Origin of the sequence: Streptomyces sp. SP17BM10, from assembly GCF_036322405.1 — a bacterium.
Lineage (GTDB): Bacteria > Actinomycetota > Actinomycetes > Streptomycetales > Streptomycetaceae > Kitasatospora.
This window is the reverse complement of sequence record NZ_JAQYXB010000623.1, coordinates 300,623-317,580: the sequence shown is the minus strand read 5'-3', so window position 1 is coordinate 317,580 and position 16,958 is coordinate 300,623. Positions and strand designations below refer to the sequence as shown.

General features: G+C 73.7%; 16 protein-coding genes. 7 read left to right on the top strand and 9 right to left on the bottom strand.

Translation table 11 applies throughout. The features are described 5' to 3' along the window. Positions 1-36 precede the first annotated feature (36 nt). A complete protein-coding gene (locus tag PUR71_RS25880; RefSeq protein ID WP_329929512.1) occupies positions 37-909 on the top strand; it encodes a sulfurtransferase in 873 nt (290 codons plus the stop codon). Positions 910-1,100: 191 nt separating this feature from the next. Next, positions 1,101-2,600 carry a M1 family metallopeptidase gene (locus PUR71_RS25875; protein ID WP_443077576.1) on the top strand — a complete coding sequence of 500 codons (1,500 nt, stop codon included), beginning with the start codon at positions 1,101-1,103 and terminating at the stop codon, positions 2,598-2,600. A gap of 154 nt (positions 2,601-2,754) precedes the next feature. Here PUR71_RS25875 and PUR71_RS25870 read toward each other — a convergent pair whose 3' ends face one another. The 7 genes from PUR71_RS25870 to PUR71_RS25840 all read right to left on the bottom strand — a co-directional run bounded on the left by PUR71_RS25870 (position 2,755) and on the right by PUR71_RS25840 (position 11,100). Continuing rightward, positions 2,755-3,726 carry an NAD-dependent epimerase/dehydratase family protein gene (locus PUR71_RS25870; protein ID WP_329929511.1) on the bottom strand — a complete coding sequence of 324 codons (972 nt, stop codon included), beginning with the start codon at positions 3,724-3,726 and terminating at the stop codon, positions 2,755-2,757. A 160-nt stretch (positions 3,727-3,886) separates the two neighbouring features. Beyond that, positions 3,887-4,834: a PfkB family carbohydrate kinase gene (locus tag PUR71_RS25865; RefSeq protein ID WP_329929510.1), complete on the bottom strand. Its 948-nt coding sequence runs from the start codon at positions 4,832-4,834 to the stop codon at positions 3,887-3,889. Between the two features lie 80 nt (positions 4,835-4,914). Further along, a complete protein-coding gene (locus tag PUR71_RS25860; protein WP_329929509.1) occupies positions 4,915-5,697 on the bottom strand; it encodes a CPBP family intramembrane glutamic endopeptidase in 783 nt (260 codons plus the stop codon). A gap of 7 nt (positions 5,698-5,704) precedes the next feature. After that, positions 5,705-8,257, bottom strand: coding sequence for an MMPL family transporter (locus tag PUR71_RS25855; RefSeq protein WP_329929508.1), 2,553 nt, complete (start codon positions 8,255-8,257; stop codon positions 5,705-5,707). Continuing rightward, positions 8,254-9,189 carry a class I SAM-dependent methyltransferase gene (locus PUR71_RS25850; RefSeq protein WP_329929507.1) on the bottom strand — a complete coding sequence of 312 codons (936 nt, stop codon included), beginning with the start codon at positions 9,187-9,189 and terminating at the stop codon, positions 8,254-8,256. The genes PUR71_RS25855 and PUR71_RS25850 overlap by 4 nt, the downstream gene beginning before the upstream one ends. A 73-nt stretch (positions 9,190-9,262) precedes the next feature. Then, entirely contained in the window at positions 9,263-9,853 is a 591-nt protein-coding gene (locus PUR71_RS25845) for a hypothetical protein (protein WP_329929506.1), read from the bottom strand. Further along, the gene (locus PUR71_RS25840; protein WP_329929505.1) at positions 9,850-11,100 is read right to left on the bottom strand and encodes an aminotransferase class I/II-fold pyridoxal phosphate-dependent enzyme; all 1,251 of its coding nucleotides are present in this window, start codon (positions 11,098-11,100) and stop codon (positions 9,850-9,852) included. The genes PUR71_RS25845 and PUR71_RS25840 overlap by 4 nt, the downstream gene beginning before the upstream one ends. 638 nt (positions 11,101-11,738) lie before the next feature. On the opposite strand from PUR71_RS25840, the gene PUR71_RS25835 reads away from it, so the two are divergent. The 3 genes from PUR71_RS25835 to PUR71_RS25825 all read left to right on the top strand — a co-directional run bounded on the left by PUR71_RS25835 (position 11,739) and on the right by PUR71_RS25825 (position 13,287). Next, a complete protein-coding gene (locus PUR71_RS25835) occupies positions 11,739-12,311 on the top strand; it encodes a TetR/AcrR family transcriptional regulator (protein ID WP_329929504.1) in 573 nt (190 codons plus the stop codon). Positions 12,312-12,482: 171 nt separating this feature from the next. Next, a complete protein-coding gene (locus PUR71_RS25830) occupies positions 12,483-12,815 on the top strand; it encodes a DMT family transporter (RefSeq protein WP_329929503.1) in 333 nt (110 codons plus the stop codon). A gap of 28 nt (positions 12,816-12,843) precedes the next feature. Beyond that, positions 12,844-13,287, top strand: a complete 444-nt coding sequence (locus PUR71_RS25825; RefSeq protein WP_329929502.1) for a DUF5360 family protein — start codon at positions 12,844-12,846, stop codon at positions 13,285-13,287. Positions 13,288-13,439: 152 nt separating this feature from the next. Here the strand turns inward: PUR71_RS25825 and PUR71_RS25820 are convergent, their stop codons facing one another. Beyond that, a complete protein-coding gene (locus tag PUR71_RS25820) occupies positions 13,440-14,252 on the bottom strand; it encodes a class I SAM-dependent methyltransferase (protein WP_329929501.1) in 813 nt (270 codons plus the stop codon). Positions 14,253-14,479: 227 nt separating this feature from the next. Between PUR71_RS25820 and PUR71_RS25815 the strand changes: the two genes are divergently transcribed. Next, positions 14,480-14,989: a DinB family protein gene (locus tag PUR71_RS25815; protein ID WP_329929500.1), complete on the top strand. Its 510-nt coding sequence runs from the start codon at positions 14,480-14,482 to the stop codon at positions 14,987-14,989. A 156-nt stretch (positions 14,990-15,145) separates the two neighbouring features. Then, on the top strand, positions 15,146-16,291 hold the full coding sequence (locus PUR71_RS25810; protein WP_329929499.1) for an NADH:flavin oxidoreductase: 1,146 nt from the start codon (positions 15,146-15,148) through the stop codon (positions 16,289-16,291). A 61-nt stretch (positions 16,292-16,352) separates the two neighbouring features. Here PUR71_RS25810 and PUR71_RS25805 read toward each other — a convergent pair whose 3' ends face one another. Further along, positions 16,353-16,820: a hypothetical protein gene (locus PUR71_RS25805; protein ID WP_329929498.1), complete on the bottom strand. Its 468-nt coding sequence runs from the start codon at positions 16,818-16,820 to the stop codon at positions 16,353-16,355. Between the last annotated feature and the right edge of the window lie 138 nt (positions 16,821-16,958).

Genomic DNA, 16,958 nt, shown 5'->3' with positions numbered 1-16,958 from the left:
CGCCCCGGTCCCGGGCGGAGCGAAGGAGGGCCCGGTATGACCGGCAACGGCTACGCACACCCCGAGGCGCTGGTCCGCACCGACTGGCTGGCCCACCACCTGGACGACGGCACCGTCCGGGTCGTCGAGGTGGACGAGGACACCGGCGCGTACGAGCGGGGCCACATCCCCGGCGCGGTCGGCTGGAACTGGGTCACCGACCTGCACAGCAGCGTCGGGCGCGACTACGTCGACCGGGCGGGCGTCCAGCACCTGCTGCGCGCGGCCGGCGTCGAGGACGACACCACCGTCGTGCTGTACGGCGCCAACAACAACTGGTTCGCCGCGTACGCGTTCTGGCTCCTGCGACTGCGCGGGTTCGGACCGGTGCGGCTGCTGGACGGCGGGCGGAAGAAGTGGGAGCTGGAGGGGCGTGAGCTCACCCACGAGGTCATGGACTACCAGCACACCTCCTACCGGCTCACCGGGCCCGAGCGGCCGGAGCTGCGCGCGCTGCGGGACGAAGTGCTCGGCAAGGCCGAGGTGTTCGCGAAACCGGGTACGGACGCGGTGCTGGTGGACGTCCGCTCGCCGGCCGAGTTCCGGGGCGAGCTGATCGCGCCGCCGCACCTGCCGCAGGAACAGGGGCAGGTGCCCGGGCACATCCCCGGGGCGCTGAACATCCCCTGGTCGCAGGCGGCCAACGAGGACGGGACGTTCCGCTCGGCGGAGGAACTGCGGGCGCTGTACGGGGGCCGGGGCGTGGAGCCGGAGCGCGAGGTGATCGCGTACTGCCGGATCGGCGAGCGGTCCGCGCACACGTGGTTCGCGCTGACCGAGCTGCTCGGGTATCCGCACGTGAAGAACTACGACGGCTCCTGGACGGAGTACGGCTCGCTGGTGCGGGCGCCGGTGGCACTGGGGGCCTGACGGGCCCGGTCGAGGCGGGCCGCCGCAGGCTTTCGGCCGCTTGCTTCATTTCGGCTTGTTTCTTTGCATGAACATCTCATAATTCGGGAGTGGAGCCGGGGCCACCGGGACAAGGATCGATCCGACCCTTCGTCCCAGTGATCCTGGAGGACCCGTTGCGCAAGAGGCTGATCGTCTCCGCCGCGAGTGCCATGGCCCTGTTCCTCGCCGTCCCCGCGTCGGCCGCCGACTTCCAGCCGGGCGCACCCGGCATCGGCGACTCCTACTACCCGACCTACGGCAACGGCGGCTACCACGTCTCCCACTACGACATCCGGCTGAAGTACCAGCCCGCCACCGACGAGCTGGAGGGCACCACCACCATCCTGGCCACCGCCACCCAGGACCTCTCGCGCTTCAACCTCGACTTCGCGCTGGACGTCCAGGAGGTCCGGGTCAACGGCCGGCCCGCCACCTTCGCCGCCGGCGGGGTGCAGGAGCTGGAGGTCACGCCGGCCCGGCCGCTCGCCAAGGGCAGCCAGGCCACCGTGGTCGTGCGCTACAAGGGCGTGCCGTCCACCGTGAAGCGCTACGGCTTCACCGCGTGGCAGCGCACCCCGGACGGCGCGGTGGCGGCCGGTGAGCCGGAGGCGGCGTGGTGGTGGTTCCCGAGCAACGACCACCCCAGCGACAAGGCCACCTTCGACGTCTCGGTCCAGGTGCCCGACGGCAACGAGGTGATCAGCAACGGCCTGCTCGTCGGCAAGAGCTCGAAGGCAGGCTGGACCCGCTTCAGCTGGCGCGAGAACAAGCCCCAGGCGACGTACCTGGCCACCCTGGCGGTCGGCAAGTTCGACGTCACCCAGGACACCACGGCGAGCGGCCTCCCGGTCTACAACGCGTACAGCAAGGACCTCGGCGAGAACGCCGACGCCGCCCGCGCCAGCGTCGAGCGCACCGGCGAGCTCGTCGACTGGCTCAGCGGCTACTTCGGCGAGTACCCGTTCAGCTCGGCGGGCGGCTACGTGCCCAACGTCAAGGCCGGGTTCGCGCTGGAGAACCAGACCCGGGTGTTCTACGGGCCCCGGCAGTTCGCGCGCGGCTCCAACGCCTCGGTGGTCGTGCACGAGCTGGCCCACCAGTGGTACGGCGACAGCGTCTCGGTCGCGAACTGGAGCGAGATCTGGCTCAACGAGGGCTTCGCGTCGTACGCGCAGTACCTGTGGTCCGAGCACGAGGGCGAGGGCACCGCGCAGGAGCTCGCCGACTACGTCTACGCCTCGCACCCGGCCGACGACAAGTTCTGGGCCGTCAAGCCGGGCGACCCGGGCGCGGACAACCAGTTCGACTCCGCCGTCTACGACCGGGGCGCGGTGGCGATCCAGGCGCTGCGCAACGCCGTCGGGGACGACGCCTTCTTCCGGATCCTGAAGGGCTGGCCCACCGAGCACCGCTACGGCAACGCGACGATCAAGGAGTTCCAGGCGTACGCGGAGAAGGTCTCCGGGCAGTCGCTCGGCGACCTCTTCACCACCTGGCTGTACACCCCGTCGAAGCCGGCCCTCGGTCCGGTGCCGAAGGCCGGTGCGGGCGCGGCGGCCTCGCTCGCGCCGCGCTCGGACGCGGCCGGTGCCGACGAGCCGCAGGCCGTCGTCGAGCCGAAGTCCTGGCAGAAGATCCAGGACAGCCACGCCGGGCACGGCGAGCGCTGACCTCCGGATCGACCTCGCGCTGTCCGCCGCTCCCGGCCCACCGGGGCGGCGGGCGGCGCACGGCGTGACGGACGATCAGGTCACGGCGGGGGTGCGGCGTTCGGTGAGGGCGGCCTCGGGGTGCTCGGGGGCGTCGATGCGATGCGGAGGTCCCTCAGTGGCCCCCCGCGTGCTCGGCGAGGATGCGGGCCTCGTCCTCGGGGGTGAAGCCGTGGCCCAGCGGCGGTGCGCCGCGGTCGCGGTCCCAGGCGAGGACGTCGGCGGCGGTGACCGCGAGCGGGGTGGTGGGCAGGCCGGCCGCGCGGGCGCGGGAGGCGTCGCGCTGCTGGCCGGGCCACAGCGGCTTCTCGCGCACCAGCGGGAAGAACGGTGGCGGCGCCGTCTCCGGCGGCACCGGGACGACCTCGACCTCGGTGCCCGCGACCTCGGCGCAGGTGGCGATCACCCCGCCCAGCGTGACCGGTTCGGCCGGGCCGACGGCGTGGAACGCGCCGGGCCGCTCGTCCTCGACGAGCCGCAGCACGAAGCGGGCGAGGTCGCGCGAGTCGACCACCTGGACGGGCTGTTCGGGTCGCCCGGGGAGCGCGATCCGGCCGCCGCGCGCCGCCCGGCGGGCCCAGTAGGTGAGCCCGCGCTGGTCGTCGTGCGGCCCGGCCACCTTGCCGGGCCGCACGATCGTCGCCCGCTCGCCGTAGCGGGCGACGACCTCGTCCTCGCAGGCGACCTTGAGCCGGCCGTACGTCTCCTCGTCCAGGTCCTCGGCGTCCTGCAACGGCGCGCGGCGCGGGGTGGACTCGTCCGAGCCGGGGGCGAGTCCGGCGCGCTCGTAGACCGCGTGGCTGGAGATGAACAGGTAGCGTCCGACGGAGTCGCCGAGCGCTTCCATCGCCTCGGTGACCTGGCGGGGGAAGAAGCCGCTCAGGTCCACGACGGCGTCCCAACTGCCGCTCCGGAGCGCCGAGTAGTCGCCCGTGTCGCGGTCGCCGGTGAGGCGGGTGGCGGAGGGGAAGAGGCCGGGGTTCGTCCGGCCGCGGTTGAAGAGGGTGACGTCGGCCCCGCTGTGCAGGGCTTCGTCGGCGATGGTGCGGCCGATGAAGGAGGTGCCGCCGAGGAGGAGGATCCGCATACGGCCGAGCCTACTGGGGCGGTCTCCGGCAGTTGACGAGTGGTCACCGTGCGGATCTCCGTGAGGTCGTGGTTCCGTACGTCCTGGTTGGTGCGGTGGGAGCGCGCGGGCCGTTCGGGGAGAGTGTGGTGCACCGGCCGCCGGGTCGTCAGGGGCGGCCCTACCGCGCGTCCGCGGTGACCGCGTAGACGTCGGCGAGGCGGGCGTCGAAGGCGGGCCGGGTGAACAGGTAGTCCTGGCTGCCCGCCGACTCCAGGGCGTAGGCGGCCAGCACGCAGCCCGTCCGGGCGGCCCGTTCGTCGTCGAGGCCGTCGGCCTTCGCGGCGAGGAAGCCCGCCCGGAACGCCCCGCCGCCGCCCGCGCCGTCGGGCAGCCGGGAGATCGGCGCGGCGGGGACGGCGATGGAGGGGCTGGTGGCGTAGTCGATCCAGACGCCGTCCCGGCCGAGGGTGGTGATCCAGGCGCCGACCCGGTTCAGCACGTCGGCCGCCGCCCAGCCGGTGTGGTCCAGGAGGGCGGCGCGCTCACGGCGGTTGGTGACCAGGTGGGCGGCGCCGGTGAGGACGGCGTCGGCGCCGGCCCGGCCGAGCTGCTCGGTACGGCCGGCCACGTCGACCAGGTACGGCAGCCCGCGGCGGCGGCACTCGGCGGCCCGGGCGGCGAGCACCTCGGGCTCGGCGGGGCCGAGGAAGACCAGGCCGACGTCCTGCGGCCACCCTTCGGGGCCGGGCGCGTCGTCCTCGGCGAGGGCGCCGGGGTGGTAGGAGACGATGCGGTTGTCGTCGGCGTCGGTGGTGCGGGTGTAGCGGGCGGTGGCCAGGCCGGTGGAGATCCGCACGCGCGAGGTGTCGACGCCGACCTCCTCCAGCCGGGCCCGGTACTCGCCGAAGTCCTTGCCGGCCGCGCCGAGCAGCAGCGGCGCGCGGCCGAGCCGGCCGAGGCCGAAGGCGACGTTGGCGGCCACGCCGCCGTAGCGGACCTCCAGGTCGTCGACGAGGAACGACAGGGACAGGTGCTGGAGCTGGGCCGGCAGCAGCTGGCTGGTGAAACGGCCGGGGAAGGTCATCAGGTTGTCGATGACGATCGGGCCGGTGACGGCGATTCTCATGGGGTGCCTCACCTGGGGTGATCGGGAGCGAGCGGACTAGTGCCGGGGGAGGCGCCGGGGGAGGCGTCGGAAGAGCCGGTTCACAGGGCCCAGAGGACCCAGGCCAGCAGGAGCAGGTTGGCGGTGCCCTGCGCGACGGCGCTCGCGAGCGCGGAGCCCGTCCAGGCGCGGCAGACGCCGAGGGCGACGCCCATCGCGAAGACGGACGGGAGGACGCCGCAGATGACCCGGGCGTTGAACGGGTTGAGCCCGTAGTCGCCGAGGTGGACGAGGGCCCAGCCGGCCGAGGTGACGGCGATCGCGACGAGCGGGCCGCGGGTGCGCTCGACGGCGTCGAACAGCACGCCGCGGTAGCAGACCTCCTCGACCAGCGGCACCAGGAAGCCCATGCAGAGCACCATGGCGGTTCCGGCGACGACCGGCTGCCCGGGCGCCATCTGCCGGAAGAGCTCCGGGACGAGGGAGGTCCAGTTGTCGGCGCCGCGGCCGAACGCGGCCCGCGTGGCGAACACGGTGTCGGCGTAGGCGAGCACCACCAGGCCCGTCCCGGCGAGGGCCGGGAGGAGGCGGAAGCGGCGCAGGCCGGCCGCCGCCCACCCGGCGCGGTCCAGGACGGCGATGACGGCCGCGCTGAGGCCGACGGAGAGCACCATCAGCGGCATCGACACCGCTCCGGCGATCCGGACGGCGGCGAGCACGGCGAACACCTTGGCGGCGGAGGAACCGGGCGCCCGCCGGTGGTGCTGTCTGAGCCGGTGCAGGCCTCGCCGGTGCAGCGCGCGCCGGTGCGGCGTGGTGCGAGCCCGCCCGGGGGTGGCGGGCGCGGGGGCGGCGGGCGCCACCCCCGGGCGGTCCGCGGTCACGGCCGGCTCACCCCGCCTTCGCGGGGGCGGGGGCGGAGGAGCGGCGCAGGCTGGGCAGCCACCAGTTGTAGCGGCGGAACAGCAGCAGCGTCGCCGGGACGAACAGCATCCGGATGAGCGTGGCGTCCAGCAGGACGGCGAGGCCGAGACCGGCGCCGTACTCCTGGAGCATGATCGTCGAGGAGAGCGCCATGGTGCCGAGGCTGCCGGCCATGACCAGGCCCGCCGCGTTGATCACCCGGCCGGTGTCGACCACCGCCCCGACGGTCGCGCTCTCCTGGTCGGCCCCGCCGCGCACGAGGTCGCGCACGCGGGTGACCAGGAAGATCTCGTAGTCCATGCCGAGGCCCATCATGAGCACCGTGAGGAAGATCGGCAGGTCGTCGATGATCGCCTTGTCGAGCCAGAAGTGGAAGACCAGCACGGTGATGCCGATCGCCCACACGTTGCTCATCATGATCGTGAGGATCAGCCGGATCGGGATCAGCAGCGAGCGCAGCGCGAACACCAGCATCACGAAGACGCCGACCGAGACGAGCCCGATCATCTGCCAGAAGCTGGAGTCGAGCGCGTCGCCGTACTGCCGGTCGACCTGGGTGGCGCCCCCGACCGCGAGCGGGCCGACGTCGCCGGCCGTGGCGGTGACGTCCTGGACGCGGTCGACGGTCTTCACCGCGGCCTCGGTGTAGGGCTTGTCGGCGAGTTCGACGACGATCCGCAGCGCGCCGTCGTCGGACAGGTAGTCGCGGCGGACGTCCGGGCCGAGCGCGTCGAGGTCGGCAGCGCTCACCGGGGTGCCGAACGGCCTGGTCACGGCGGAGACCCGGGCGACGCCCGGCACCGCGGCCAGCTTGTCGGTGAGGGCGGTGACCGCCTTGCGTCCGCTGTCGGTGAGGTGGTGCTGCCCGTCCACCACACCGGAGTCGGCGCGTCCGACCACGAGCGTGGGCAGGACGGCGGCGTCGCCCCACTCGCGGGCCACCAGGTCGAAGCCCGTCCGGGAGTCGGTGGCCGGGCTGAGCGCGACCGGGTCCGCCGTGGAGCGGTGCTGGGCCGTGATCACCGCGAACGGGACCGTGACGGCCGCGAAGACCAGCACGATCGCCACCTTGCGGCGTCGGGCGAGGTCGGCGGCCCGCTTCAGGTGGCGGCCGAGCGCGCTGCCGTGCTCGAGGTCGGCCAGGGGGTTGCGGCCGAGCCAGAAGAAGCGGTCGCCGAGCAGCACCAGCAGGGCCGGGGTGAGCGTCAGCGCGGCGAGCAGGACGATCGGGATGCCGATCAGGCCCCCGTAGCCGAGCGGCGGGATCCAGTCCACGGGCGAGAACAGCGTGGCGCCGAAGGCCAGCACCACGGCGACCGCCGCGAGCAGCATCGACTCGCCCGCGTGCGCGGTGGCGTGCACCGCGGCCTCCTTCGGCGAGCGGCCGGCCAGCCGCTCCTGCCGGTAGCGGGAGGACAGCAGCATGCTGTAGTCGACGCCGGCGCCCAGCATCACGAAGTTCATGATGGTGATGGTGAACTGGGTGAGCGTCACGCCGTGGCCGAGCGCGAAGAGCGCGGCCTGGCTGACGGTCATCGCGAGGCCGATCGCCGCCACCGTGAGCACGGCCGGCACGACGGCCCGGAAGAACAGCAGCAGGACGACGAGGATGATCGCGTAGGCGACCGTCTCCATCAGCGCGTTGTCGTCCTCGGCCTTCTTGTACGTGTCCTTGATCAGCGCCAGCTCACCGGTGACGTGGGCCTCGACGTCCGGCCCGGCCCCGGCGGCGCGCTGGGCGTCGGCGATCGCCGAGCGGAGCCAGTCCACGTCCGGGTCGTGCCCGGCGCGCTTGGCGAAGCTGACCGAGACCAGCGTGGCCCTGCCGTCCTCGGCGACCAGCCGGTCGACGGCCTCGGCGGGCACCGGCACCGGGAAGCCGCGCCAGTCCGTCGCCTTCGCGAACGCGGCCGAGATCGGCTGGAGTCGGGCGTCGTCGGTGACGGCCACCGCCTGGCGGGCCGGCTCGGCGAGGGCCGCCGGGACCTGGCCCGCCGCGACGGCGGCGTCCACCGCCTGACGGCGGGTGTCGGGGGTCGCCGGCGTCTGCGCGGCGGCGAGCTGCCGGTCGACCTGGGTGCGCAGGCGCTTGAGGTACTCGGTGGTCGAGTCCCGGTAGAGCGTGTACGCCGAGGTGGACTGCTGCACCTCGCCGGTGCGCACGCGCTCGGCGATCCGGTCGTCCAGGTCGGCGAGCATGGCGCGCAGGCGGGGGCTGCGGACGTCCGGTGCGCCGATCGCGACGATCGACTCGCGCTGCGAGCGGGCCGGGAACGACTCCTCGACGAGCCGGTCCGCCCGGGCGCTGCTGGTGCCCGGCACGACCTTGGACGCCCCCTGCTTGGTGAGGACGTCGCCCAGTTGCGAGGCGAACGGGAAGCACGCCGCGATGATCAGGGCCCAGATCACGAGCACGGTCTTCGGGCGGGAGGTGAGCCCCGCGGCGAGGCGCAGCAGCCGGTGCTGCACCGCGCCGTGGGTGGTCTCCGCCGCCGGTGCGGGTGTGGCGGTGGTGGTCATGCGCTGCGGACTCCCTCGCGGTGCCGGCCGCCCGGCCCGGTGCCGGTGGTGGCGCCCGGGTTGGTCCCGGTGACGACGACGAAGGTGTGGCGCAGCTCCAGCGCGCCGTGGCGGGCGACGTGGTCGGCGAGGCCCTTGCGGATCAGCTCCAGGGCGTGCTCCTCGCGGCTCTGGTCGACGGCGTCCTTGAAGCCGGCCGCCGCGCCGGAGCGCTGGACCCACTCCAGGGCCTCCTCCGGGGTGGTGGCGGGCAGCACCTGGTGTCCGTCGCGCTGGACGTCCACGGTGAGGCCGGCCTTGGTGAACCAGCGGGCCACGGTGGCCGCGTCCTTGGGCAGGTTGACCCGGATCATGCCGGTGAGCAGCGACGGGTCGGCGGTGAACACCTTCTCCAGCTGCTCGATCAGCGTCTTCAGGGCGTCGCCGCGGGTCTCGATGACGACGATCCGGCCACCGGGGCGCAGCACCCGCTTGATCTGTTCCAGGAGTCTGACCGGCTTGCTGTAGCAGATCGCCCAGCCGACGACGACGAGGTCGGCGCTGTCGTTCGGCCGGGTGCGCAGGAACTCCTCCATGTCCCCCTCCTCCAGGGAGACTTCGAGGTCCGGGGAGCGCATCGCCTCGGGCAGCACCTTGGCCTTCGCGACGGACAGCATGCCGGGGGACTTGTCGACCGCGCGGACGGAGCCGCGGCCCTCCAGCTTGCGGACGATCTCGTGGGTCAGGTGGCCGGTGCCGCAGGCGAGTTCGAGGACGTCGTCGCCGGGACTGACGGTGACCTCGCGCAGGGCGGCGAGCGAGTGGACGCCCATGACGGGGCTGAAGTAGGTGTCGTAGCTGGAGCTCGCGGCGTCGTAGTCGGGCGTGGTGTCGGCGTTGGTCCGGCTCAGGGTCAGTCGCAGGGCGCGGGCGGCGAGTCCGAGGCGGCTCATGGCTGGCTCCTTTGGGTCGGGACGGGTGCGGGCGTCGGTGTCGGGGTGGTGCTCGGCTCGGTTCGTCGAGGGGCTACTCGGGGTGGGGCGTTGTCGTGCGGGTGTCTCCGTGGGTGAACTGTGCGGTGGATCCGGCCGGTTGGACGGGCCTGGCCAGGGCGGCGACGAGCATCAGCCCGCCGGTCCCGGCCAGGGTGCCGAGCAGGGCCGCCGTCGCCGCCGGGGCCGAGGCCGCCGCGAGGGCCCCGGCGGCCAGTGCCACGAGGGCACCCGCCGCGACCGCCGCGCGGGGCGCGGCCACGACGACGGTGAGCACGGCGGCCGAGGCGGCCAGGGCCGCGCACCACGGGATGTCGGAGGTCGCGGCGGCCGGCAGCGCGCCGCCGACCAGCAGCAGCCCGGCGGCCGGTGCCCAGGCGGGCCGGTGCCGGCGGGCCCGCCGGTGGAGCGCGGCGGCCAGTGCGGCGAGCGCGGCCCCGGCCGCCGCGGCGACGCACCACGGCAGGTCGGGCGCGTGCCCGGCGCCGGGGGCGAGGCCCGCGCCGAGGACGGCGCCGGCCGAGGCCCCGGCCAGGGCCGCGACGGCCGCCCGGAGCGCGGGCGGCGCCGCCCGGCCCGGGGTGGCGGGTCGGGTGCCGGGCCGCGGGTCGGCCGTCGTGCTCACGGCCGGGCCGCGGCGCCGGAGTCGGCGAGTTCGGCGAGCGCCTCGACCGCGTACCCGTCGTCGGCGTCCGGTTCGTCGTCGGCGAGGAAGTGCTCGGCCCTCGCGCCGAGCGCGTCCAGCACCCGGTCGAGGTGTTCGGTGGTGTGGGTGGCCATGAAGCTGAGCCGCAGCCGCGGCGACGCGGCGGGCGGCAGGACGGGGTTGGTGTAGACGCCGGCGTCGATGAGGTCCCGCCACAGCAGGAGGGTCTCGATGGTGCCGCGGGTGCGCAGCGGGATGACCGGGGTCGCGCTCTCGCCGGCGCTGATGCCCCGCTGGGCGAGGCCGGCCCGCATGTACTCGGCGTTCTGCTGGGCGCGGTCGGCCCGCCAGGGCTCCTCGCGCAGGATGCGCAGGGCGGCCAGCGCGGAGGCGGCGCTGGCCGGGGTGGCCGAGGCGCTGAAGATCAGGCTGCGGGCGTGGTGCTTGAGGTAGTGGATGACGTCGTCGTCGCCGACGACCGCGCCGCCGAGGGAGGCGAGCGACTTGCTGAAGGTGACGGTGATGAGGTCGACCCGGTCGGTGAGGCCGAAGTAGGAGCAGGTGCCGCGGCCCTTGTCGAGCACGCCGAGGCCGTGGGCGTCGTCGACGACCAGGCGCGCTCCGCGCCGCTCGCACACCTCGACGATCTCCGGCAGGGCGCAGAGGTCGCCCTCCATCGAGTACACGCCGTCGACGACGACGAGCTTGCCGGCGCTGTTGGGGACGGAGGCGAGGGCGCGGTCGAGCGCGGCCGGGTCGTTGTGCCGGAAGCGTCTCAGCTTGGCGTCGCTCAGCCGGCCGCCGTCGACGACGGAGGCGTGGGCGTCGCGGTCGGCGAAGACGACGTCGCCGCGGCCGGCGAGCGCGCTGATGGTGCCGAGGTTGGCCTGGTAGCCGGTGGAGATGACGGCGGCCGCGGGCTTGCCGTAGAAGTCGGCGAGCTCGGCCTCCAGCTGGTCGTGCAGGGCCAGGTTGCCGTTGAGGAACCGGGAGCCGGTGCAGGAGGTGCCGAACTGCTCCACCGCCTGGGCGGCGGCCCGCTTGACGCGCGGGTCGGCGGTGAGGCCGAGGTAGTTGTTCGACCCGCACATGACCAGCTCGCGGTCACCGAGAGTGACCGTCGTGCCCTCGTTGCCGGTCAAGGGCAGGAAATACGGGTAGATGCCGGCCGCCATGGCATCGCGGGCGGCCGTGTAACCGGAGACTTTCGAGAATATGTCCACCATATTTCCCTCGAATTCAATGGGCGGTGCCCCGGCGGGCCCGGGCGCCGGGATTCACCGGCGCGCCGAACACGAAATGTCATGGACACCCGACCGCGGACGGGCAGGTGAAAGTGCCAAGGGTGCGGGAGAGTGGCCCGGGTTGGGGACGGCGCGCCGTTGCGCTGTACCCGGGCTCGGTGCACCCGGTCGTGCCGATGCTCGGCAGACGATCGACGAAGGACGGGTGTGGGGCGGTCGGCAGGGTCAACGCCCAGCGTGGGATGACTGCTTGGCTGCTCGCCGGTCAGTGGGTCAAGGGCCGTCCGCAGTCGTGCCGGCCCTCGCCGAACCCGCGTGGAAGCAGCCGGAACCGCATGGCTCGCAATGATCCCCCGTGGATGTCGAAGAGCGTTCCCCCCGGCTCGGGTGAATTCCCGGGCCGCCTTTTCGATCATCGTGCGCAGCAAACATGAGACCGCTGACAGGTGGAGCTTCCGCCGTTTCTCCGCCGTCGGCCGAGGAAACGAAAGCATGCGCGATGGAGGCTGTCAACAACCATTCGGCGGTGGCGCGTTGGCGTTTCTGTCTGGTACTCGCCGGTCTGCTAGGCTGCGTCCGACCGTCTGGACGGTTTGTCACACGGAGAGAGGGAACCACCGGTGCGTGATCAACTGCTCGACGCCGTCGAGCGGCTTCTGGTGCGAGGGGGTGTCGACGCGGTGCGCCTGGACGCCGTCGCCGTCGAGGCCGGCGTGAGCAAGGGCGGGCTGCTGCACCACTTCCCCAGCAAGCGGGCGCTCGTCCAGGGCGTCGTCGAGCGCCTCGCGGACCGGTTCGAGGCCGTACTGCCCGCTCCGGACGCGCCGGCCGGCGCGTTCGCGCTCGCCTGGCTGGACGCCAGCATCCCGGCGGAGTCGCCCGCCGGGGACACCAGCGGTGCCGACCAGGTGCCGGTCGCCCTGCTCGCCGCGGCCGGCGGGCCCGAGGTGCTCGACGTGCTGCGCGAGCGCTACGACCGGTGGCAGCGACGGCTCGTGGACAACGGGCTGGATCCGGCCGTCGCGACGCTCGTCCGCTTCGCGGTCGACGGCTGGTGGACGTCCCGGCTGCTCGGCCTCGCCACCCCGCACGACGACCTGCACCGACGGCTGCGCGCGCTGATCGTCGAACTCACGCGAGGGGAAAGCGGTTTCGCGCGGCGGGCGGATCCGGGAAACCGAGATTTCACGTAGCGCACGCGCCCCGTTCACACCGCACGACCCGAGCAACGACCCGAGCACCACCCCAGCAGGACCCGAGTGACACCGCACGGAGCCGGGCGATCGAGGGGGTCGCCCGGCCGGTCGACCCGGACGGGACCACCCCGTCCGGCCGAGTCACCACGATGACGGGGGACGGACGGCATGACGGCATACCTTCTGGTCGGAGCGGCGATCTGCGCCGAGGTCACGGCCACCCTGGCGCTGCGCGCCTCGCACGGTCTCACCCGGCTGATGCCCAGCGTGGTCGTCGCGATCGGCTACGTCGCGGCCTTCGTGCTGCTCGCGCAGGCGCTCAAGTCGCTGAACGTGGGGCCGGTGTACGCGGTCTGGTCCGGCCTCGGCACGGTGGGCGCGCTCGTCGGCGGGGTGGTCGCCTTCGGCGAGCCGGTCAAGCCGGCCTCGGTGGCCGGGGCGGTGCTGGTCGTGGCCGGCGTCGCGGTGATGTACCTCGGCGGGGGGATGAGCCACGAATGACGGTACGACCCGCGGCAGAGGAGTCCCCATGCGTGCCACGTCCGCCCCGAGCCGGGTGCTGCGCTTCACGAAGGCGTCGATGCTCGTCACCGACGTCGGCTTCCTGCTGTACTGGGCGGCCACGCTGCTGGCCCTCGTCCCGGCCGAGTACGCGTACAAGGACTACGACAACCCGGTTCTGAGCGACTGGAACTACTCCTTCGTGCTGCTGGACGTGCTCGCGAGCGCCACCGGCCTCACCGCGCTGCGGCTCGGCCGCCGCGGCGCGGCGGGCGGGGCCCGGCCGCTGATGCTGGTCTCGCTCGCGCTCACCAGCACGGCCGGGCTGCAGGCGGTCGCGTTCTGGGCGCTGCGCGGGGACTTCTCGGTGGCCTGGTGGCTGCCGAACCTGTTCCTGCTGCTCTTCCCCGTGCCTGGCATCGTGCACCTCGTGCGGCGGATGGCGGCCGGGGCGGACGGGGCGCCGGCCTGAGTCCTGGCCTGAACCCTGGCTCGACCCCTGGGGTGACCTCCGGACTGCACTCGATCGCTCAGTGGGCCCGTTCCTGTTGATGGCGGTGCTGTTCGGCACCGCCATCAACAGGAACGTTCTCCGGGGCGCGCGCCGGGTCCGTCCAGGTGGGCTCAGGAGCGGTCGGCGGTGACGACGTGGTAGTCGAGCAGGCCGTCCCGCCAGGCGCCGAGGAAGTTGCGCGTCCAGTGCCCGGCCGGGACGGTGTCCGCCAGGTAGCGGTCGAGGCCGGGCCACACGGCCGCGCCGATCGACTCCGTGATGACGCCGGTGAACCCGGCCGTCGCGAGGTCGGCCGTGAAGCCGTCCAGTGGGTGGGCCACGTCCAGCCCGTCGGCGAAGCTGCCCAGCAGGAGGCTCAGCCGCTCGGCGGCCTCCGGGCCGGCGGCCGCGAAGAACGTCGTCACCACCAGCCGGCCGCCCGGCCTCAGCACCCGGGCCGCCTCATGGGCGAAGCCCGTCAGCTCGCGGAAGTGCTGGGCCGCCTCGACGGAGTAGACCCCGTCCAACGAGCCTGCGGCAAAGGGAAGTTCATCCGCTCGGCCGAGGGTGTAGGCGAGCCGGTCCGGGTAGGTGGCGAGTGCCTTGGCGTTCACCGTGCGGGCGCGTTCGATCTGGTCCGGGTGGATGTCGACGCCCGTCACGGCCGCGAATCTGAACTCGCGCAGCGCGAGCGCCGCGCCCAGTCCGCGCCCGCAGCCGACCTCCGCCAGCCGCAGCTGGTCGCGGGGTTCGGGGAAGGCGCGCAGCACCCTGCGGTACAACTGCTCCTGGCTGTGCACCCGGTCCTCCGGCGTCGGCGCGGCGAGGTCGATCCCGTGCCAGTCGCCGAAGTTGATGAAGCCGCCCGCGAAGCTCGCGGCCCGGCTCAGGTCGTCCGTGCCGTACGTCCGGTGCACGGTGGGAGGGATCCGGCTCTGATCCATGGTGTCCTGCCTTCGGGGTGTCGTCGGGTCCGGAGGGGTGTCGTCGGGTTTGGAGGGTCGTCGCACGCCGCTCGTCCGGCGCGCCGCGGTACGTACCCAAACCGGCGAAGGTGCGAACGCGGCGGAGTCGGGTGATTGCGGAGAGGCGTCAGGGAAATGTGGTGCCGGTGGGGTCGCCGTCGGCTACAGTCCGCCGTGATCTCGCGGACCGAGGAGAGAGTGACCACGTGGACACCGACAACCGCCCCAAGCCCCCGCTGACCGGCGGCGAACGCGAGACCCTGCGCGCGTTCCTCGACTTCCACCGCGCGACGCTCGCCATGAAGTGCGAGGGCCTGACGGACGAACAACTGCGCCTGCGGTCCAGCCCGCCGTCCACCCTCAGCCTCCTCGGGCTGGTGCGGCACATGGCCGAGGTCGAGCGCACGTGGTTCCGGCGGGTCATCGGCGGCGAGGACGTCCCGCTCGTCTGGTCGCCCGAGGGCGACTACCAGGCCGCGTACGACGCCACCGGCGCCACCCGGCGCGAGGCCTTCGCCGCGTGGCGGGCCGAGGTCGAGCACGCGCGCCGGATCGAGCGCGAGGCGCAGTCCCTGGACGTGACGGGCTACCAGCCGCGCTGGGGGGAGACGGTCTCGCTGCGCCTCGTGATGCTGCACCTCATCCACGAGTACGCCCGGCACAACGGGCACGCCGACTTCCTGCGCGAGGGCATCGACGGCACCGTCGGGGCGTAGCGGGCGCCGGACGCGTCCGCGAGGGCAGCGGCGGGGCAGTGGCGCGGATCACAGCGTCCTCCTCGCGCGCGGCGAAATGCGGCGGCCGATCAGGTGGTTGGCACGGGCGACCGTTCACGATTCCGTGCACGCCCACCGGTACCCACGAGGAACCCCATGACCGTCACCGAGCCCGCCGCGTCCGCCGATTCCGCCGCTGCCCGCGCCGCCCGGATCCTGTCCCGGCCCGTCACGATCAACGGGCTGACCGTGCCCAACCGCATCGCCATGGCGCCCATGACGCGCCGGTTCTCGCCGGGCGGCGTGCCCGGCGAGGACGTGCGCTCGTACTACGCCCGGCGCGCCGCCGCGGGCGTCGGCCTGATCGTCACCGAGGGCACCTACGTCGGCCACGACTCGGCCGGCCAGGCCGACGACATCCCGCGCTTCCACGGCGAGGAGCAACTGGCCGGGTGGGCCAAGGTCGCCGAGGACGTCCACGCGGCGGGCGGCACGATCGTGCCGCAGCTCTGGCACATCGGCATGGCCCGCAAGCAGGGGGACCCGCCGGTCGCCGACGCTCCGGCGGTCGGCCCCTCCGGCATCCGCCTGGACGGCACCGAGGGCAGCGGCCGGGCGATGACCCGCACCGACCTCGACGACGTGATCGGCGCCTTCGCCGCGGCCGCCGCGGCCGCCGAGCGCATCGGCTTCGACGGCATCGAGCTGCACGGCGCCCACGGCTACCTGATCGACCAGTTCCTGTGGGCGGGGACCAACCGCCGCACCGACGCCTACGGCGGCGACCCGGTCGCCCGGACCAGGTTCGCCGCCGAGATCGTCGCCGCGGTGCGCGAGGCCGTCTCCCCCGAGTTCCCGGTGATCTTCCGCTACTCCCAGTGGAAGCTGGAGAACTACGACGCCCGCCTCGCCGAGACGCCGGAGGAGCTGGAGGCGATCCTCACCCCGCTGGCCGAGGCCGGCGTGGACGCCTTCCACGCGTCGACCCGCCGCTACTGGGTCCCCGAGTTCGAGGGCTCCGACCTCAACCTGGCCGGCTGGAGCCGCAAGCTCACCGGCCGCCCGGCCATCACCGTCGGCTCCGTCGGCCTCGACGGCGACTTCGTCGGCCACTTCATGGGCCAGGGAGCCCCCGTCCAGAGCATCGACGACCTGCTGGACCGCCTGGAGCGCGACGAGTTCGACCTGGTCGCCGTCGGCCGTGCCCTCCTCCAGGACCCGGAGTGGGCCGCCAAGGTCCTCGCGGGCCGCTTCGGCGACCTGCGTTCCTACGACGCCGCTGCCGCCCGCACGCTCAGCTGACCTTCGGGACGTGCACGAGGCCCTGATCGTGCGTGCGGTCGGGGCCCCGTGCCGGTGGGGCTCACCAGCCGAGCAGGTGGGCGCCCTCACCGAGCGCGGTCAGGATCGTTTCGGTCGTTTCGGCGGCCGCCTCGGGGGTGCCGGGGGCGTCCGCTTCGAGTGTCACGTAGTGCAGCGCGGCGCCGGTCGTGCGGCTCTCGCGGCGGAACGTGTCGAGCGCCGGCGGCGCGGCCGGGCACTCCACGACGACCTGGTAGCCCCCGGTCGCGTACGCGAACGCCGCCTGCGCGGCGGCCGCCAGCGCGGTCGCGTCCTGGCGCTCGGCCCCCGGCAGCCCGGGGGCGATCCGGCCCCGGCGGATGACGCGCACGAAGTCGTCCGTCCGCAGGTGGACGCTCGGGTGCAGCTCCTCGGCGAGCAGCGCGGCCACCCGGCTCTGTCCGGCGCCCGACGGGTCGACGAGGACGACGACACCGCCGGCGCCCCGGCCGCCCCCGAGCTCCGGCCCACCTACGGTCGTACGGTTCACAGCTGCTGATCCCTTCGCGGGCCGGGGACGGACGGGTAGCCGGGGCGAGGCGGTCGGAGTGCGAGCGGGCCGGGCGGCCCCGATGCGGGCAGCGGCCCTGGTCCGGACGGTGGTCCGGATGCGGACAGCCGACCGCCT